The sequence below is a fragment of the Sphingomonas kyeonggiensis genome (genome assembly GCF_030812785.1).
Lineage (GTDB): Bacteria > Pseudomonadota > Alphaproteobacteria > Sphingomonadales > Sphingomonadaceae > Sphingomonas > Sphingomonas kyeonggiensis_B.
In genome coordinates this window covers 400,102-419,441 of the sequence record NZ_JAUSTJ010000003.1, presented here as the reverse complement: position 1 = coordinate 419,441, position 19,340 = coordinate 400,102, and the positions used below count along the sequence as shown (strand labels likewise).

Below are 19,340 nucleotides of genomic sequence, written 5' to 3'. Positions count from 1 at the left end.
AAAAATCGCGCCGGCGACTCTTGCGGGATGACGGGCGAAAAAGCCCGCAAGGGAGAGGGATAGCATGGGCATTGTGAGGGGGCGGGCCGCCTTGTTGGGGGCGACCGCGTGCGTTTTCGTGATGGTGGCGCCGCCGGCTTCGGCGCAGAAGCGCAGCTTCGACGTATCGGCACAGGCGGCGGAAACCGGGATCGTCGCGCTCGGCCATCAGGCCGACATCCAGATCATCGCCGCCCGCAAATATACCAGGGGCAAGCGCACCGCGCCGGTTCGCGGCGAGATGGGGATCGACCAGGCGCTCCGATCGCTGCTCCAGGGCACCGGGCTGGTCGCGCGCCAGACGGGCGCCAAGACCTATGTCGTCGTCCCCGTCGCCGGAGCCGTCGCCACCACCTCGAGCACCGCCCCCCTGCCCACCCCCGCCCCGGCGGCCGGCCAGAGCAATGCCGGCAGGCCGGCCGTGCAGGACGATGCGCCGACCGAGATCATCGTGACGGCGCAGAAGCGCGAGGAATCGATCCGCAACGTGCCGATCGCCGTCTCGGCATTCTCCGCCGAAGCGCTGAACGACAAGAAGATCGAGGGCGGTTCCGAGCTGCTGCGCGCGGTGCCGAACGTCACCTTCTCGAAGAGCAACTTCAGCATGTACAATTTCTCGATCCGCGGGATCGGAACGAAGGCGGTCTCCGCATCGAGCGACCCGGCGGTCGCGGTGAGCTTCAACAACACCCCGCTGGTGCGCAACCGGCTGTTCGAATCCGAATTCTTCGACCTCCAGCGCGTCGAGGTGCTGCGCGGCCCCCAGGGCACGCTCTATGGACGCAACGCCACCGCCGGCGTGGTCAATGTGCTGCCGGCGCTGCCCGACGAGGACCTTGCCGCCGAGCTGAAGCTGGAAGGCGGCAACTATGGCTCGATGCGGGCGCAGGGCATGGTCAACGTGCCGCTCGGCGACACGCTCGGCGTCCGCTTCGCCGGCGCCTGGACCAGCCGCGAAGGCTTTGACTACAACAGCTTCACCCGGCGCGACGTCAATGGCCGCAACCTGTGGTCGACGCGCGCGATCGTCCAGTGGAAGCCGAGCGACCGGCTCCGCGCCAACCTGATCTGGCAGCATTTCGAGGAGAAGGACAACCGCTCGCGCACTGGCAAGCAGCTGTGCACCAGCGATCCCGGGCCCGCGCAGGTCGGCAATATCACGATCACGAACCCGGTCCTGCGCGGCAAGCTCAGCCAGGGCTGCCTGCCGGGATCCATCTATGACGACGCCGCATTCGGCGTGCCCAATGCCTATAGCCTGGTCTATCTGGAGGTGCCCGCCTCGATCACCTGGGGCTATCAGCCCAACCCCACCAACCCCACGCGCGTGGGTCCCATCGTCAACGCGCTTCGCCCGGGCGATCCCTATGCGGGCGTGGTGCAATCGCATGACCTGCGCGAGATTTCGACGAGCTACGACCCGGTCTTCCGCGCCCGCAACGACGTGTTCCAGCTCAACCTCGAGTTCGAGCCGTCGGAGGGACTGCAGCTGGTCTCGCAGACCGCCTATGCCCGCGACCGCTTCTATTCCTCGCAGGACTATAACCGGTTCGTCAGCAATCCGATCTTCACCGATTCCTCGCAAGTTCTCACCGACACGCTGCGCAGGCCGGTCGATACGTCGATGCTTCCCACGCCGGGAGGCATCTATTGCGACCCGCAGCTCGGGTGCTCGGACCGGATGCTGTCGGCGGACATCAGCAAATCGCGCAACCAGCAATGGTCCCAGGAGTTCAGATTACAGTCCAGCTTCAAAGGACCACTCAACTTCAACGTCGGCATCAACTATCTCAACTTCAAATCCCAAGACGATTACTACGTCTTCAACAACATGTTCACGCTGATTTCGGACTGGTGGTACAGCATCGGCGGCACGCCCCGCGCGCGCGTGCTGCTGCCCTGCGCACTGGGCTATGAAGGGCGCGAATGCCCTTATGTCGATCGCAACCCGATGGATAGCCTCGACAACCAGGGACATAATTACTTCCTCAGCCAGAACGGCATCCGGATCAAAAGCTGGGCGGGCTTCGGTGAGCTCTACTGGAAGTTCGCAAGCAACCTGAAGCTGACGATAGGCCTGCGCTACACGCAGGACGAGAAGGTATCGACCCAGGTCCCCAGCCAGCTGCTGCTCGGCGGCGGCACCGGGGCCGCAGTTCCCGGCGACCTCACCGGCGGCCGGGTGAACAGCGGCTACCCCGCCCTGCCCGACATCCGCCAGAAATGGGGCGAGTTCACCGGCCGCGCCGTGCTCGACTGGAAGCCCAGGCTCGGCTTCACCGACGATACGCTCGTCTATCTCTCCGCCGCGCGCGGCTACAAGGGCGGCGGCACGAACCCGCCCCGCGTCGATTTCAATCCGGCGATCGTGCAATACCAGTTCCTGCCGCAGACCTTCCGGCCGGAATTCGTCAACGCGTTCGAGATCGGCACGAAGAACAGCTTCGACGGCGGCCGCTTCACCTTCAACGCCACCGGCTTCTTCTACGACTACAAGGACTATCAGATCTCGCAGATCGTCGACCGGATCGCCTTCAACGAGAATTTCGGCGCGACCAGCATGGGCCTGGAGTTCGAGGCGGCCTGGCGCCCCTCCCGCGCCTTTCGCATCGACGGGAATCTGGGCTTGCTTAAGACCCGGCTGAAAAAGGGATCGCAGTCGATCGACGTGATGAACCGGACGCAGGGCGACCCGGACTGGATGGTGCTGCGCCCCTGGATTCAGGTTCCCTCGAACTGCATCGCGCCGCGCGTCTTCGTGGAGAAGGCGCTGGCGATAGGCAACACGGCAGCGCTGGCATCTTTGTGCCCCGGCGCGACCCGGGTCGGCACCTACAATCCGGCAGTGGCGAGCAAGTTTCCCTATTATGCGCTCACCGGCTTCACCTATGATCCGTTCGCGCCTTACAATCCGGACACGGTGGGCCTGAACATCGCGCAGGGCGGCAGCGGCGCGCCGAATGGCGGGCGCGGCTTTGCCGCGGATCTCACCGGAAACGAGCTCCCCAACGCCCCGCGCTGGACCCTCAATGTCGGCGCCCAATATACCTTCTTCCTGGACGGCGGGAACTGGGACCTCACCTTTCGTGGCGACTATTACCGACAGTCCAAGAGCTTCGCTCGCATCTACAACACCGAATATGATCGCCTGAGAGCATGGGATAATATCAATATCGCGGTGACTTTGTCGCGACCGGCGTCCGATCTTACTTTCCAGCTCTACGTCAAGAACCTGCTCAACAGTTCTCCGATCACGGATTTTTTCACGAACTCGGATGACACGGGTTTGACGACCAATGTCTTCACGCTCGATCCGCGCATCATTGGCTTCAGCATGATGAAGAGATTCTAAAGTAATATAAAGTCATTTGAGTCTTGTTTATATTGATTCTCAATACACTTCATGTATAAGTGAGTCGCGCATGATTCTAAATGCGCTAATCATAAACAAAACACAGGAGATGGACCGTGAAAAATCTTTCGAAGTTCATTATGCTTTCCTCTGCTTTTGTTGGAGCGCAGATTATCACCGCGCCAGCAATGGCACAGATTGCAGAGCCGAGCGGAACTTATCATGGCAACGTCGATGTGCAGAAGGGTCTGGCCTTTTCCTGCGTAATCGGCCTCAACGTGAACTCGACCAGCGACACCGTCAGCGTATCGCTGAATTCGGGAAGCCCGTTCTGTGCGTTCCTCAGCTTCAGCGGGAACCCCTATAGCTACAGCTTCAACTCGACGACTGGCCAGTTCATCGTGCACAACGTCTATGTGAACACGATTACTTCGGGCGATTGCGCGGGGGACATCAGCGCCACCTGGAACGGGACGCAGTTCACGATCGACGCCACCCTGCCGCCGGTCAATGACGACCAGGAATGCTCGATCGAGGGAACCGCTACCGCTCCCTGAGCCTGCGGTGACTTCACTGGCATGCATGTGACATTGCAGGTCGGTTCTGGCGGGCGCGCGCTCTCGCGCGTCCGCCTTAACCATGGGCGCGCGGGCAGGCCCTCGCAAGTTGGCGGCCCCGGTCGCCCGATCAAAGGCTGTTCGCCCCTGCGGGAACCGGATATCGTTCGCCGGGCAAGGTGAAACAGGTGCGAAAGACGCTGGCTTCCCGATGATCCCGGCGCGCGTCGCCTTGTTGCTCTCCATCGCGCTGCCCGTCGCATCATGCCCTGCGGCCCGGGCCCAGGCGGATGGCAAGGGCGGCGGCGCGGCGACACCCGCACCGGCTCCCGCCGCTCCGGAAACGCCCGCGCCCCGCGACGAGATCGTCGTCACCGCCCCCCGCTATGGCGAAGCCAGCGTTGCCGCCGAGACCGAGTTCCGCGAGGACGAGATCGCCGGCCAGGGCGCCGACAGCATCCAGGGATTGCTCGATCGCCTGGCACCCTTCATCGATCCCAGCGGGGAGGAGCCGGTCCTGCTGATCAACGGCCGGCCGGCAGACGGTGATCGCGCCATCCTGTCCTATCCCGCCGAGGCACTGAATCGCCTGGCCGTCCTCAAGCCCGATGCCGCGGCCCGATACGGCTATCCCGCCGGCAAGCGCGTGGTGAACCTGGTCCTGAAGAAGCACTTCACCAGCACGACCCTCGATGCCGGCGGCTGGACCGCGACACGGGGAGGCCAATATGGCGGCGAGCTTTCCGCCGGGCGGGTGGCGATCGACGGGCCGACCCGCTGGAGCGCCACCGCCCGCGTCACCCAGGACAGCGCGCTGCACAAGAGCGCGCGGGACATCGCACCTGCCCCCGGCATCTTCGACGGCACCGGCATCGTCACCGGCCTGGCCGGCGGGGAGATCGACCCGGCGCTCAGCCTCGCCGCCGGCCGGACCATAACCCGCGCCGCCATCCCGCCCGGCGCGGAATGGCAGCCACCCACCCTCACCGACTTCGCCGCGACCGCCGACCGCACCGCCCCCGTCGATCCCAACGCGTTCGAGACGCTGCTACCGTCGAAGCGCGGCGTGATGTTCAACGCAGGCGTCAGCCATCCCCTCGGCGCATTCACCGCGTCGCTGAACCTCAATGCGAGCAGCACGGACAGCAACGCGCTGCGCGGCCTGCCGATGGCGTCGGCCGTGCTGCCCGCCGACAATCCCTGGTCGCCCTTTTCGGGCGACGTCCTGCTGGTCCGCCCCCTGGCCGGCACGCGCGCCCTGCGGAACGACAACAGCGCGCAGATGCTGGGCGCAGCGCTGAGCCTGACCGGCCGGGTCTCGGGCTGGCAGCTGGCGCTGTCCGCCAGCTATGCCCGCAACTGGAGCGACAGCCTTCTCGAGCGCGGCATCGACGCGCCCCGGGTGCAGGGCCTGCTCGACGCCGGCGAGCCCGGCTTCAATCCCTATGGCCCATGGAGCCGCCAGCTGCTGCTGACCAACCGCAACCATTCGCAAGGACAGAGCATCTCCGTCCGGCTGAACGCGATCGGGAAAATGCTCGACCTGCCGGCCGGTCCAGTCACCGCAAATGCCACGATCAATCTCGCCCACAACACGCTGGAGAGCAGGATCAGCACCTCGTCCGCCGACACGCTGGTCATGAGCCGGCAATCGAGCCGGGTGGATGGCCAGCTGTCGATCAACCTGCCGATATCGGGGCGTACCCAGGGCACGCTCGGGCCGCTGGGCGACCTCACGATCGATCTGACCGCCGGGGGCCAGGCGATCTCGGGCGCCAGCCTTCAGAAGCGCTACGGCGCGGGCTTCACCTGGGCGCCCGCCCGCTTCGTCCAGCTGCGCGGCACGCTGGAGAATGTCGATGCAGCGCCCACGCCCGATCAGCTCGACGCACCGGCGGTGACGACGATCAACCGGATCTTCGACTATGCGCGCCAGGAAGCAGTGGACGCGGTGTGGATCCTTGGCGGTAACCCCAACCTGCGCCGCGGCACGCGCCAGAACCGTTCGCTGACGGCGATGCTGCGTCCCCTTTCCGACCAGATTCTGACGCTGAACTTCGGCTATGCGGAGCAGGTCGCGAAGGGCGGCGTCGCCCCCTTCCCGGAGCTGACGCCGGCGATCGAGGCCGCCTTTCCGGAGCGCATCGTTCGGGACGCGGCGGGCCGACTGGTCTCGGTCGATGCACGCCCGATCAATCTTGTCGGCGAGACGAGCGCCGATTTCAGCTCGGGCGTGGCGCTGCGCCTGCCGCGCCGCCGCGCCGGCCCGGCCCCGCAAGCCGCCGCGGACCCGATCAACTGGACGCTCTCGCTCAATTACCGCCGGCGCCTGAAGAGCGAATTGCGCACCCGCCCGGGGCTTCCGGTGATCGACCAGCTCGGCGACGACAGCGGCCAGTCGCGGGACCGGCTGTCGCTGCAGCTCACCGCCGGCAAGCGGGGTATCGGCGCAAGCCTGAACGGAAGCTGGAGCGGCGCCGCGCGCCTGCGGAACCGCGCCTCGCCCGGCAGCGACTATCGCTTCTCCGCCTGGTCGACCCTCAATCTATCCGCCTTTGTCGAGCCGGAACATCTGCTGGCAAAGACCGGTCATGCCTGGCTGAAGGACATCAAGCTCTCCTTGGAGGTACGGAACCTCTTCAACGGATATCGCCGGGTACGCCTGCCCGACGGCAGCATTCCGCTGGGATATAGCCACGACGAGATCGACCCGCTGGGCCGGACCGCACGCATCACCCTCCGCAAGCGCTTCTAGCCGGAAGCCCGATACCGGTACGTAATTCTACTGCATTAAGCATCAGAAATAGAATAACAAATCCGGCCCACCTCCTGCCCCTCTATCAAGGGAAGAGGGGGAACGTCTGGTCCGGCTGGCTGCGCGGCGCCCTTCGCAAGGAGTGCAAGGGGCGAAATGCCAGGATCGAGGTCCCGAGGTCTGTTTCTGAAGGCGGTGCTCCTGCCCAGCGCCGGAGTCGTGCTGCTCCTCGCGCTGATGGTGGGCGCGGTGCTGCACTTCGCGACGGCGGGCTCCGATGACGCGGCGGAGCAGCGCCAGGTCCGCATTGCCACAATGGCGGTCGCGAGCGCGGTGGTGGCCGTGCGCAAGGATCAGGAAGCCTCCACCTATTGGGACGATGCCGTCCGCCAGGTTCGGCACAGGCCCCTCGATCTTGCCTGGATCGACCAGAATCTCGGCATCTGGTTCCACAGCTATTACAAGCATGACGAGACCTATCTGCTCGATGCCGAAGAGCGCCCGATCTACGCGATGCGGAATGGCCGGCGCGCCAGCCTGGCGGACTTTGCGGCGGTAGCACCACGCGCGGTTCCCCTCATCCACACCCTGCGCGCGCAGCTGCGCCGCGGCGATCTGCGCCCCGCGAGCGCCCAGGAGCAGACCCCGGGCGCCAGCACGATCGCCATCGTGCGCGGCCATCCCGCGATCCTGAGCCTGAAGCCGGTCATCTCGGAGACGGGCAAGGTCCCGCAAGCGGCCGGCTCCGAGCATCTCCATGTGAGCGTCCGCTATCTCGACGGCAGCTTCCTTGGCGAACTGGCAGTGCGCTACGGCGTCGAAGGCGCGCATATTCTCGCCCGGCCCGACACCAGGGCCAGCGTTCCCCTGCGCAATGCACAGGGAGCGGTGATCGGCTATCTCGCCTGGCATCCGTTCCGCCCCGGCCTGGCGGTCGCGCAGCACATGACGACGGTGCTTCTGCTCGCCCTCGCCCTTGTCGGCACGATGCTGGCATGGCTGCTCGGCCGCAACCTGCGGGCCCGGCTCCAGCTCGAGACCAGCCGCGCCCAGGCGCAGCATCTGGCGTTCCACGATCCGCTGACCGGGCTGCCCAACCGCACGCTGTTCAACGACCGGCTCGACCATGCGCTGGCCCGCGCACGCCGCGGTGGCGGTGCCACCTTGCTGCTGCTCGACCTCGACCGGTTCAAGCATGTCAATGACAGCTTCGGACATCAGGCAGGCGACGCGCTGATCCGCGAATTCGCCAGCCGGCTGAGCGGACTGCTTCGCGAGGAGGACACGATCGCGCGGCTGGGTGGCGACGAATTCGCCATCCTGCTGCCGACGCTTGCCGGAGCCGACGCGATCGACCGGCTGTGCCAGCGCATCCTGAACGCCGTGCACCTGCCGTTCGAAGTGCTGGGCAACCAGGCATTCGTCGGCGTCAGTATCGGCATCGTGCAGGCGCCGCTTGCCGGGTCGGAGCGGATCGACCTGCTGCGCAAAGCCGATATCGCGCTCTACAGCGCCAAGGCCGAAGGCCGGGACTGCTACCGCCATTTCAACGCATCGATGGACGCGACCGTCCAGCTGCGCGGCGCGGTCGAGGAGGATCTCCGCAGCGCGCTGGCGACCGGCGACGGGCTGGCGCTCCATTACCAGCCTCTGGTCGATGCCGAGGGTGCCATGGTCGGGGTCGAGGCGCTGATGCGCTGGACCACCACCGCGCATGGCCAGCTGCCGCCCGCCCAGGTGATCCCGATCGCCGAGGAGACGGGGTTGATCATCCCGCTCGGCGAATGGGTGCTGCGCGAGGCCTGCACGGCCGCCCGGCGCTGGCCCGACCTGTTCGTCGCGATCAACCTGTCCCCGGTCCAGTTCCGCACCCCGGGCTTTGTCGACCGGGTCCTCGATATCGTACGCAGCTCCGGCGTGCGGCCCGAGCAGCTGGAACTCGAAGTGACCGAGGGCGTGCTGATCGACGATGACGATCTGGTCCGCGCCGGGCTTGTCAGGCTGCGCGCCGGCGGCCTCCGCATCGCGCTCGACGATTTCGGGACCGGCTATTCCTCGCTGAGCTATCTGCGCAAGTTCGAGGTCGACAAGATCAAGATCGACCGCAGCTTCATCCAGCATCTGGGGCACACGGTCGATTCCGCCGCGATCATCCATGCGGTGGTGACGCTCGGCCATGCCATCGGCCTGACCGTCACCGCCGAGGGCGTGGAGACCCGCGAACAGCAGCGTTTCCTCACCCAGGCCGGCTGCAACCAGATGCAGGGCTATCTCTTCTCGCAGCCCGTGCCCGCGGACGAGATCGAGAAGCTGCGCACCGGGAACGCCGCGCTACGCGCCGCCTGATGGACCTGCGCCCGGCCCTGTTCCTCGCCACCGCAGGGCTCGCAGCACTACCCTGCCCCGCCGCTGCGCAGGTGGAGGCAAGCGGCGAGGCGGCTCTAGTGTCGGACTATCGCTATCGGGGCGTCTCCCTGTCCGGCGACCGGCCGGCGCTCCAGGCGAGCATCGAGGCGGAGCGCGGCGGGCTGTATGTGGGCGCCTTCGGCTCCTGGGCACAGGGCGGGCAGAAATCTGCCCGGCTCGAGCTCGACGGGATGCTCGGCTATCGCCGCGCCCTTGGTCAGTGGCTGACTGTCGATGCCAGCGTTGCCTGGTATCATTACCCGGGCGCGCCGGACTGCGACTATGGCGAGGCGACGCTCGCGCTAAGCCGCGAGCGCGGCGGCACCGCCCTTCGGGCCGGCATCTCCTATGCCCCGCCCCAGCGCGCGCTGCTCGACCCGAGCGGAACGCGGCGCGGCAATGCCTATGGCTTTGCCGGCCTCGACCAGGCGATAGCGGGCACTCCGCTCAGCATCGGCCTTCGCGCCGGCTATGAGTCCGGCCCGTTCGACGGAAGCGCACGCGGGGGCAAGCTCGACTGGAGCGCGAGCGTCACGGCGACGCGCGGCAGGTTCCGCCTATCGGGCAGCTATGTCGGCGCCGCGCGCGCCGATGCCGTAGGCGGACGCCGCTCCGAGCGCGCACTGCTCCTGACGCTGGGGCTAGGCCTTTGACTGTGCGGCGGAAGTGCATGTCGTGCGGCTCTTATATTCTCTCGAGATTAACGCATTGTCGTGGAGCGATTTTTAACCGCTCTACTTCTATCGAAGTCCTTGGAGGGGACTGCGACCAGCGAGTGTCGAATGGAAACGCATGATTGGGTTCCCGGCCAGGGCGAGTATCTTCACCGGCCTGACATGGCCGAATTCGTACCGGTGCCGCCCGCCCATCTGGATTCGCGTTCCGGCACCGCGGACGGCGACGATCTGAGCCTTTCGCCCGAGGACCTGGAAGAAGCCTTCGCCATCGCGCAGATGGGCGTCTGGCGCTGGCGAGTCGGGACGCGCGAATTCGCCTGGTCGCGCGAGCTGTTCCGCATCGCCGGGCGCGATCCCTCCAGCTTCACGCCGACGCTCGACAACACGCTGGCCTGCATCCACCCCGAAGACCGTGAGCCGGTGCGGGAACGGCTGCTCGCCGCGCTGAAGGAATATGATCGCATCGGCCGCGAATTCCGGATCGTGCGCCCGGACGGCAGCGAGCGCCATTGCTGGGCGCGGATCAGCCCGATCAGCCGGAACGGCCGGGTGGAGGCCATCCGCGGCGTGCTGCTCGACCTGACCGAGCGTCGGCTGGCCAACCTCGCGCTCGAGCAAAGCGAGGAGCATCATCGCAACACGGTCGAGCTTTCCCCGCACATCCCCTGGACCGCCGATCCGGCGGGCAATGTCCTGACGGTCAGCGGGCGCTGGATCGCGCTTACCGGCCTCCCCGAGGCGGCGGCGCTGGGGACGGGCTGGCTGGAGAGCATCCATGAGGAGGACCGCGCGACGTTCGTCGCTGCCGTCGCCCAGTCGCTGGCCACCACCGCGCCGCTCGACGTCAAGGCGCGCCTGCTCTGCGGCAATGGCGAGGTACGCTGGCTCCGCTCACGCGCCTTCCCGAAGCTGGATTCCGCCGGCCAGGTGGTGCGCTGGTACGGGCTGAGCGAGGATGTCGACGCGCAGGAGCAGACGCTGACCAGGCTGCGCGAGAGCGAGGAGCATTTCCGCTACACGGTCGAGCTTAATCCCCAGATCCCGTGGACCGCGGATCCGCAGGGCAACATCCTCGATGCCGGGCCGCGATGGGACGAGCTGATCGGCATGCCGCCCCAGCGCTGGGTCGAGGCGCTGCATCCCGACGATGTCGACGCCACCCTCGCCCAATGGGGGCATTCGCTGTGCACCGGCGCGCGCGTCGACCTGCGCTATCGCCTGCGCGGGCGGGACGGCAGCTATCGCTGGTGCCGGGTCCGCGCGGGGCCGCGCTATGCGGAGAATGGCGAGATCTTCCGCTGGTACGGCGTGGTCGAGGATATCGACGAGCAGACCGTGGCGCAGGACCGGATCAGCTGGAGCGCCAGCCATGACGCGCTGACCCAGCTGCCCAATCGCGGGCTGTTCGACACAAGGCTCGCCGAGCAGCTCGCCATGGCCGACGCCGAGGGCGAGGCGCTCGCGCTGTTCGTTCTCGACGTCGATCATTTCAAGCAGATCAACGACACCATGGGGCATGATGCCGGGGATGTCGTGCTGCGGACCCTGGCCGATCGGCTGCGCGCCTCCGTCCGTCCGATGGACACCGTCGCGCGGCTGGGCGGCGACGAGTTCGCGCTGATCCTGCCGGGGGTCGGCACGCGCGAGGAAGCCACCGCCATATCGGAGCGCATCCTAGAGCGGCTCCGCGAGCCCGTCTTCCATCGCGGCGCCAAGCTCGATTGCCGCGCCAGCATCGGGGCGAGCCTCTTCCCCGTCCACGGCACGACGCCCGGCGACCTGCTCAAGCATGCCGACCTGGCGCTCTATTCGTCCAAGGCGCTGCGCCGCGGCGAGCTGCTCGTCTTCGCGCCGCACATGCGCGAGGAGATGCAGCAGCGGGTCACGATGACCAACATCGCGCGGACCGCGCTGCAGGAGGATCGCGTCCGGGCCTTCTATCAGCCCAAGGTCGATCTGCGCACCGGCGAGATCGCCGGGTTCGAGGCGCTTGCCCGCTGGGTGGATGACAGCGGCAAGGTCCATCTGCCCGCCACGATCGCCGCGGCGTTCGACGATCATGAGGTCTCGACCGCCCTCACCCAGCGCATGCTCCGGCTGATCGTCGCGCAGATGCGCGAATGGCGCGACCGGGGACTCGCGTTCGGCCATGTCGCGCTCAACGCCTCCACAGCCGACCTCCAGCGCGCCGATTTCGGCGATTCGATCCTCGAATTGCTGCACGAATCCGGGCTTTCCCCCGCACTATTGCAGCTCGAAGTGACGGAAACCGTATTCCTAGCCCGAAACCCAGAACGCGTCGAAGCCGCGCTGCGCATGCTGAACCGCGAGGGGATACGGGTCGCGCTCGACGATTTCGGGACGGGCTATGCCTCGCTCAGCCATCTCAAGCAGTTCCCCGTCGACATCATCAAGATCGACCGCAGCTTCGTCTCCGACGTCCGCAGCGACGCGCAGCATTCGGTCATCGCCGAGGCGGTAATCTCGCTCGGCAGGAACCTGGGCATCGAAGTGGTGGCCGAAGGCATCGAGACCCAGGCCCAGGCCGATTGGCTGTCGGACGCGGGCTGCCGCTTCGGCCAGGGCTTCCTCTTCTCGCCCGCGGTGCCCGCCGGCGAGCTGCGCTATCTTACCGATAGCCCGGCGATCCTGGCCCCGCTCCAATAGGGCACGGCCCCTTCCCTACGCCTCAAAGGAAGCAGAGGGCCAGGGCGACGGCGGTCATCGGCATCCACGGTGCCGAGGCCCTCGCCGGCCAGCGCGAAAGAACGAGAACGAGGGCCACGCCGCTCACCGACAGCAGGGCGAGCCATGCCGGAACGGCCTGATAGGGCCCGAAGCGGAGCAAGGCGGCGAGGAAGGAAGCCAGGATCAGGAGCCAGCCGATGATCCGCGCGCGCGAACGCTCCGCAGGCGCGGTCCGGAGCTCCCGCCCCCTGCCGCGTGCGAGATTAGCGAAACCGGCATAGCCGAACAGGGCCACTTCAAGCGACATCCATGGCCTCCCGGACCTCGGACACGGCAAGGGACACGCGCCGGCGCGGCCGGGCCGCATCGACCGGCCGCCGGGCCAGCCGCCAGGCCGCGAAGCCGAGCACCGCCGCGAGCAGCACCATCGTGCCATCGAACGCGAGGAAGAAGCCGTCGAACGCTCCCCCGCCGATAGTGACCAGGTCCACGATCGGGATCGCCGCGAACAGCAGGGCGCTGAACGCCAGCGTCTCGATCCAGGCCCGGCGGGCCGGACGGAGGAGCGACAGTCCGGCCAGCCCGAACCAGGTCCAGAACATGGCGGAGACTTCGAGGTCGGCGCGGCTGGCCAGCATCGGCGGCAGCAACCGGTTGGCGAGCAGGAACGCGGCCATGCCCGCTGGCAGGCAGGCGATCGCGCCGATATTGAGTCGATCGACGAGCGACAGGCCGAAAAAGGGCTTAGCGCCGGGCTTGCGCCGCTTCACCGCCCACAGCACCAGGCCGGTCGCGACCATCGCGCAGCCGGTGAGGCCGAGCAGGAAGCAGACCCAGCGCAGCAGCGGCCCGGCGAACCAGCCCAGGTGCAGGCCGAGCATCACGCCCGCGGTCTCTATCGCCGGCCCCAGCGGGGGAGACGCGGACAGGCGCTCGCCCGACACGCCGGCATAGGTGATCGATGCGCTGCGGGCATTGAGCCTGTCGTCGCTCGAGCGGAGCAGCGTGACGGTGGAGGACGCATCGTCAGGATTGCCGATAATGATGCGCGAGACACGGGCGCCCTGCCATTCCGCCGACGCCGCCTCAACAAGCCGGCCGATATCGGCGAGCCGGCCCGGCTGCCCCGAAGCCTTCTGGCTTGCGGTATCGGCATAGAGACTCGCGGAGAAGGCGGCGGGCTGGGCGTAGTTGGCGAGGATGGGCCAGGGTGTGTACATCGCGACCAACGTGATCAGCCCGGTATAGGTGATCATCGCGTGATAGGGCAGCGCGAGCACCGCCGAGACATTGTGCGCGTCGAGCCAGCTGCGCCGCCCCTTGCTCCAGCGCAGCGTGAAGAAGTCGGCGAAGATGCGCTTGTGGGTGATCACCCCCGACAGGATCGCGCCGAGCATGAACATCGCGCACAGCCCGGCGAGCCACCGGCCCCAGGGATGCGGCAGCTGCAGCTGGAAATGGAAGCGGTAGAAGAACTCGCCGCCGCGGGTCTCGCGCGCCTCGACCGGAACGCCGGTGGCGGGATCGAGGCGCGTCTCCGGCCGGCGCGGCGGGCGTGGCGCCTTGGGATCGGGACTGGGCCGGGCGCGGGTGAAGACCCGGGTCGCGAGCGTCCGGTCGTTCGGAAGGTAGATCGTCCATTGCTCGTCGTGCGGGGCGTTCTTCTGGAGCCAGGCGACAGCGGTCCGCGCGGCTTCGGCATTGCCCACCGGGCGCGGCCGATATTCGGGCTGCATCCAGCGGGTGATCTCGGGACGGAAATAGCTCGCGGTGCCGGTGACGAACATCGCGAAGAGGATCCAGCCGGCGAGCAGCCCGAGCCAGCCATGGATCCACGCCATCGACTGGCGCACGCCATTGCCCTTCACGGCCGGACTCCCAGCAGCAGCGCAGCGCCACCCGTGACGATGGCAATGCCCCAGATAACGCCGGCGACGCGCGCGAGCCGCGGCTCGTGGAACGCCCATAGCCCGAACGCGGCATAGAACAGGAAGGAAAGGATCATTCCCCAGGCGGTCGCCTCGACCCGTGCGACCGGCAGCAGACGGGCGAGCAGCGTCGCCAGACCCGCCGCCGCGGCATAGCCGCCGACCAGCGCGGTCAGACAGCGCCCGGCCATCGACCATCCCCGCCCGGCATCCTGGGCACTCGCCATTCCGATCCCCCTTTTCCCGTCTTGCATCGGCTGCAGATCGCCCCTAGCAGCAATTGCGAATCGTTATCAATAATAAAGGGGGTTTTGTGGCCGGTAGTTTCCGTCGCTCGCTGTTCCGTGGGTTCCTGATGCATTCGGCGCTGGTGCCGGCGCTGGCGCTCCTTCCCGCACCGGCCCATGCCGAGGATGGACCGGAGGACGACAAGGCGCAGGATTCGACGATCCTGGTGACGGGCCTGCGCGAGAAGCAAACCGGTTCGGGCACCAAGACCGACACGCCGCTGATGGAGACGCCGCAGACCATCACGGTGATCGACAATGACGAGCTGGTCCGGCGCAACGCGCTGTCGATCAACCAGGCGCTCGGCTATGTCGCGGGCGTCGCGGCCAACCAGCGCGGCGGCATGGTCACGCGCTACGACCAGCTGATCCTGCGCGGCTTCGCGCCGGGCGTGTATCTCGACGGCATGCGCCTGCTCGCAGGCCCCTATTCGACGCCGCAGATCGACTTCAACCGCATCGACCATATCGATGTGGTCAAGGGCCCGGCATCGGTGCTGTACGGCAACTCGACGCCGGGCGGCCTGGTCAACCTGACCAGCAAGATGCCCGAAAAGACCGCATCCGGCCGGTTCGAGCTGCAGCTGGGCAATTACGACACGATCCGCGCGGTGGCCGATGTCAACCAGCCGCTCGATGGCGACGGGCGCTGGCTCGCCCGCATCGTCGGCGGCTGGCAGAAGGGCGACGGGCTGACCCGCGGCACCTTCTCCGAGCGCTATCATGTCAGCCCGATGCTGACCTTCGCGCCCGACGATGCGACCAGCCTGACGCTGATCGCATCCTATCAGCGCTCGCCGAGCGGCGGCGGCTATTCGGGCGTGTCCGCCTATGGCTCGGTGCTGCCCAACCCCAATGGCAAGCTGCCGCGCGACATCAATACCGGCGATCCCGGCTATGAGCGCTACGACCACCGCGCCAAGTCGATCGAGGCGCTGTTCCGCCACGATTTCAACGCGCACCTGTCGTTCCGCTCAAGCGCGCGCTTCCAGAACAACTGGCTGAGCTATCGCCAGCTCTATGTCGCAGGCTTCGCGACGACGGGCACGGGCGTGAACCGCAACACCGATTATTCGACGATCATCCGCGGCGGCGGCGGCGCGGACGAGAATTTCGACACGCTGACGCTCGACAACAGCTTCAACGCCAAGTTCGAGACCGGGCCGCTCAGGCACAATGTGCTGGCGGGCATCGACTATCAGCACATCGCGGGCGAGAATTTCCAGCAGTTCAACACCGGCGTGACGGCCAATCCGGTCACCAGCATTCCCAACCTCAACCTGTTCAACCCGGTCTATGGCGGCACGCTGCCGAGCTTCGACCTGACCCAGCTGTCCGGCGCCTATACCAACAGCTACAGCAAGCGCGATCAGGTCGGCGTCTATCTGCAGGACCAGATCGCGATCGGCCGGCTCCAGCTGATCGCGAGCGGGCGCTATGACTGGTACGACCAGACGACGCTCAACAAGCGCAACAATGCGATGACGCCGTTCAGCCAGACCGCGTTCACCGGCCGGTTGGGCGCGCTGTACGAGCTGCCGTTCGGGGTCTCGCCCTATATCAGCTATTCGGAATCGTTCGAGCCGCAGACCGGCACCACCTGGGACGGCGTGCCGTTCGATCCGGTCACCGGGCGCCAGTATGAGGCGGGCATCAAGTACCAGCCGCGCGGCACCAATGCGCTGTTCACCGTCTCGGCCTATGACCTGCGCCGCCAGAAGGTGCCGGTGGGCGATCCGCGGGCCGGGACCAACGGCATCCCCTCGACCGCGCAGATCCAGATCGGCGAGGTGCGCGTGCGCGGCCTCGAATTCGAGGGTCGCGGCGAAGTGACTCCGGGCTTCGACGTGGTGGCCGCCGCCGCCTATACCGACGCGATCATCACCCAGGGCGCGCCCGCCGTCGCGCCGACCGCGACCAACAGCGGCACGCCGACCACCACCGGGACCCGCCAGCTCGGTACGCCCGAATGGACCGCCTCGACCTTCCTCTCCTATGATTTCGGAAAGAGCGGACGCATCGCCGGTCCGCTGAGCGGATTGAAGGCCGGTCTCGGCGTCCGCTATGTCGGCGGATCGGACGGCACCACCGCCTATAAGGTGGTCAGCAACGTCACGACCTTCGAACGCTTCACGACCGAGAGCTTCACCCTGGTCGATGCGATGCTCGGCTATGATCTCGGCAAGGCGACGCCGGCGCTGCGGGGCTCCTCGCTGGCGCTCAATGCGTCGAACCTGTTCGACAAGAGCTACATCTCCGCCTGCCCGTTCAGCAACAGCTGCTATTATGGCGCGGGACGGACCGTGATCGGATCACTGCGCTTCCAGTGGTGAGTGGAGAATCGGAAACGCGGCCCTGATCCCCAAACCCCTGACGCACAAGCTCCTGGGCCGCCGGATTCCGGCTTCCCAGGAGCACGCGATCCGGTTCGTCCGGGCCGCCCGCCTGGGCTATGGCAGTTGGCCAGCCCGGCTTCTTCCAACTCGAAATCCGCAGCGGGGGCATTCGCCGCCGCCGAGAAGTTGCCGGTCGACACCATGCGGATGATGTCCTGCGCAGCCGCGGGATGCGGACGGGCCGGGTGATCTCCTCATAGCTGCACCGCGGAGCCAGCCGGCGACGGCGGGGGCACGTTATCGACGCGCATGCGATGTTAGCGACCGTCAGCGGGGTGCTGCCGGCGCTGCGCTAACGACCGCTCGCGCAAGCTAACGGGCGCTTTGCCGCAGTCTCCGCCACATGGCCTGCCAGGGCGGGTTGCCGCGGAGACCGGATGTGATCGGGAAGTTGATGGCCAGGATGCCTGTCGCTCGGAACAGGCAGCGATGACGGAATCGGCCTTGCCCCGGGTGGCCGAGCTTGCCCGTTCGGTCCGCATGCTCGCAGCGATCGGCGCCGCCCTGAAGCTTCGCACGCGCGCCGATATGGATACGGAGATGCGCGACCGGATCGCGCGGGCTGCCGGGCTCGCGCTCGGGATCGCACCGTCGTCGCTGGCCGAGGCGGCGCTGCCGCGGCTGCAAACCATGATCGCGATGGCCTTTGCGGAGGGCAGCGAATTGCTGCGCGACCCCGCCCGCGGGCCTGGCTGGCAAATCACCGACCCGGAGACACTCCAGGCGCAGGGCCGGGCCTCGGCAAGCGTGTTCGACCGGATCCTGGCGCTGTCGGAGACCCGCCCCCCGCTCAAGCAGGCCCTGCGCGGCCGTTTCCTCGACGTTGGAACCGGCGTGGGCGCAATCGCGCTCCGCGCGGCGCAGGCCTGTCCCGCGCTGGAGGTGCATGGCATCGACATCTGGCCGCCTGCACTCGCCATCGCGGAACGCAATGTCGCTGCGAGCCCGTTCGCCGCACGCATCCGCATCGACCTGCTCGACGTGGCCGATCTGCCGGCAACGCCCCGCTACAGCCTGGCCTGGCTGCCGACCATGTTCCTGCAGCGCGCGGTGGTGCGCGAGGCGATCGCTCGGATCGCCGCAGCCTCGCGCCCCGGCGCCTTTCTGGTGGCCGGCCTCTACACGGTGCCACAGGACCCTTTCCTCGCCGAGTTCACCGCACTGCGCACGCTGCGCAACGGCGGCGAGATCACCGACAGTGCCGAGCTTGTTGCGATGCTCGCGCGTGAAGGCTTTGGCGACATCGAAGTCGACCGCGGCCCGGTGGCGACCTTCGTGGTGGCGAGGACCAGTTCCCTGCCGGATGCCGATCATCCGGCGTGTTTGTGAGGAAGCGTAGATGACCGACCATTCCCGATCCGAGCTGCTCAGCCCCGGCGCGCATGCCATCGACCTGCTGGGCGTCCGGCAGGACTACACTATTGCCGGGCGGGGGCCGCTATGCGTCGTCCATTCCGGCGGCCCGGGGATCGGCTGGCGCTATCTGCGCATGCCGGCGCTCGAGCAGCATTTCACCATGCTGTATCTGGAGCCGATCGGCACGGGCGCTTCCGGCCGCCTGCCCTCGCATCCCGGAGGCTATAGCGTCGCGCGCTACAGCGAGCAGCTCGGCGCCTTGTTCGATGCCCTCGACCTGCAGGACGCGCTGCTGCTCGGCCATTCGCATGGCGGCTTCGTCGCGCAGCATCATGCGCTGCGGCACCCGGAGCGGCTGAAGGGCATCATCCTCTATGCGAGCGCGGCGATTACCGGCGGGGCGTTCATCGCATCGGCGGGACAGAATGCGGCAGCCTTCGCCGCCCGCCACGCCGGCGATCCGCTGGCCGAGGACGTGCTGCCGGCATGGCAGAGCCTCGGCTCGATGCGCAGCGACGCCGATTATCTCCACGTGCTGCAACGCCTGTTGCCCGTCTATTTCGCCGATTTCCGCCGCCCCGACCTGCATTTCGAAGCGATCCGGGACGCAATTACCGCGACCCTGCTGATCGGCGACGGTGCGCCGTTCGACGTGACGGCGGAGCTGCCCGGCCTGCGCGTTCCGGCGCTGGTGCTGGCGGGCGAGCAGGATTTCATCTGCGGGCCCGCCCATGGCGAGATCATCGCCTCGCTGGCGCCCGACGCACGGTTCCTGCGCTTCCAGGATGCGGGGCATTTCATCCATCTCGAGCAGGCCGATGGTTTCAATGCGGCGGTGCTGGGGTTCGGCCTGGGCGGGTGATCGCCGGCCTTCCCTCCTCCTGCACACCGCAACGAAT

General features: G+C 67.1%; 11 protein-coding genes and 1 pseudogene. 9 read left to right on the top strand and 3 right to left on the bottom strand.

The annotated features are described in order from the left end of the window. Positions 1 to 64 precede the first annotated feature (64 nt). From J2W22_RS19785 to J2W22_RS19760, 6 genes and pseudogenes are all read left to right on the top strand, one after another. Positions 65 to 3,391 carry a TonB-dependent receptor domain-containing protein gene (locus J2W22_RS19785; protein WP_307119998.1) on the top strand — a complete coding sequence of 1,109 codons (3,327 nt, stop codon included), beginning with the start codon at positions 65 to 67 and terminating at the stop codon, positions 3,389 to 3,391. 188 nt (positions 3,392 to 3,579) lie between these two features. After that, on the top strand, positions 3,580 to 3,948 hold the full coding sequence (locus J2W22_RS19780; protein ID WP_307119997.1) for a hypothetical protein: 369 nt from the start codon (positions 3,580 to 3,582) through the stop codon (positions 3,946 to 3,948). Between the two features lie 211 nt (positions 3,949 to 4,159). After that, a complete protein-coding gene (locus tag J2W22_RS19775) occupies positions 4,160 to 6,703 on the top strand; it encodes a hypothetical protein (RefSeq protein WP_307119996.1) in 2,544 nt (847 codons plus the stop codon). Between the two features lie 156 nt (positions 6,704 to 6,859). Next, a pseudogene (locus J2W22_RS19770) lies at positions 6,860 to 8,977 on the top strand (putative bifunctional diguanylate cyclase/phosphodiesterase); the annotation flags it as partial. A gap of 71 nt (positions 8,978 to 9,048) precedes the next feature. Further along, on the top strand, positions 9,049 to 9,762 hold the full coding sequence (locus tag J2W22_RS19765; RefSeq protein ID WP_307119994.1) for a TorF family putative porin: 714 nt from the start codon (positions 9,049 to 9,051) through the stop codon (positions 9,760 to 9,762). A gap of 129 nt (positions 9,763 to 9,891) precedes the next feature. Beyond that, complete coding sequence (locus tag J2W22_RS19760; protein ID WP_307119993.1) at positions 9,892 to 12,453, top strand: sensor domain-containing protein; 2,562 nt, start codon at positions 9,892 to 9,894, stop codon at positions 12,451 to 12,453. A 22-nt stretch (positions 12,454 to 12,475) separates the two neighbouring features. Here J2W22_RS19760 and J2W22_RS19755 read toward each other — a convergent pair whose 3' ends face one another. Genes J2W22_RS19755 through J2W22_RS19745 form a run of 3 tightly spaced genes read right to left on the bottom strand, consistent with a single transcriptional unit; the run spans position 12,476 to position 14,629 of the window. Further along, positions 12,476 to 12,781, bottom strand: coding sequence for a DUF3325 family protein (locus tag J2W22_RS19755; RefSeq protein WP_307119992.1), 306 nt, complete (start codon positions 12,779 to 12,781; stop codon positions 12,476 to 12,478). After that, entirely contained in the window at positions 12,771 to 14,342 is a 1,572-nt protein-coding gene (locus J2W22_RS19750; RefSeq protein WP_307119991.1) for a PepSY-associated TM helix domain-containing protein, read from the bottom strand. Before J2W22_RS19750 ends, J2W22_RS19755 begins: the two co-directional genes overlap by 11 nt. Beyond that, a complete protein-coding gene (locus J2W22_RS19745) occupies positions 14,339 to 14,629 on the bottom strand; it encodes a ketohydroxyglutarate aldolase (protein WP_307119990.1) in 291 nt (96 codons plus the stop codon). The genes J2W22_RS19750 and J2W22_RS19745 overlap by 4 nt, the downstream gene beginning before the upstream one ends. A gap of 86 nt (positions 14,630 to 14,715) precedes the next feature. Here J2W22_RS19745 and J2W22_RS19740 point away from each other — a divergent pair, with 86 nt between their 5' ends. The 3 genes from J2W22_RS19740 to J2W22_RS19730 all read left to right on the top strand — a co-directional run bounded on the left by J2W22_RS19740 (position 14,716) and on the right by J2W22_RS19730 (position 19,303). Then, complete coding sequence (locus tag J2W22_RS19740; protein ID WP_307119989.1) at positions 14,716 to 17,022, top strand: TonB-dependent siderophore receptor; 2,307 nt, start codon at positions 14,716 to 14,718, stop codon at positions 17,020 to 17,022. 492 nt (positions 17,023 to 17,514) lie between these two features. After that, complete coding sequence (locus tag J2W22_RS19735) at positions 17,515 to 18,414, top strand: methyltransferase domain-containing protein (protein WP_307119988.1); 900 nt, start codon at positions 17,515 to 17,517, stop codon at positions 18,412 to 18,414. Between the two features lie 10 nt (positions 18,415 to 18,424). After that, the gene (locus J2W22_RS19730) at positions 18,425 to 19,303 is read left to right on the top strand and encodes an alpha/beta fold hydrolase (protein WP_307119987.1); all 879 of its coding nucleotides are present in this window, start codon (positions 18,425 to 18,427) and stop codon (positions 19,301 to 19,303) included. Positions 19,304 to 19,340 lie beyond the last annotated feature (37 nt).

Coding starts and splice junctions, on each gene's coding strand:
- J2W22_RS19755 (WP_307119992.1), bottom strand. CDS start 12,781: ATGTCGCTTGAAGTGGCCCTGTTCGGCTATGCCGGTTTCGCTAATCTC.
- J2W22_RS19775 (WP_307119996.1), top strand. CDS start 4,160: ATGATCCCGGCGCGCGTCGCCTTGTTGCTCTCCATCGCGCTGCCCGTC.
- J2W22_RS19730 (WP_307119987.1), top strand. CDS start 18,425: ATGACCGACCATTCCCGATCCGAGCTGCTCAGCCCCGGCGCGCATGCC.
- J2W22_RS19785 (WP_307119998.1), top strand. CDS start 65: ATGGGCATTGTGAGGGGGCGGGCCGCCTTGTTGGGGGCGACCGCGTGC.
- J2W22_RS19765 (WP_307119994.1), top strand. CDS start 9,049: ATGGACCTGCGCCCGGCCCTGTTCCTCGCCACCGCAGGGCTCGCAGCA.
- J2W22_RS19745 (WP_307119990.1), bottom strand. CDS start 14,629: ATGGCGAGTGCCCAGGATGCCGGGCGGGGATGGTCGATGGCCGGGCGC.
- J2W22_RS19760 (WP_307119993.1), top strand. CDS start 9,892: ATGGAAACGCATGATTGGGTTCCCGGCCAGGGCGAGTATCTTCACCGG.
- J2W22_RS19780 (WP_307119997.1), top strand. CDS start 3,580: ATGGCACAGATTGCAGAGCCGAGCGGAACTTATCATGGCAACGTCGAT.
- J2W22_RS19735 (WP_307119988.1), top strand. CDS start 17,515: ATGACGGAATCGGCCTTGCCCCGGGTGGCCGAGCTTGCCCGTTCGGTC.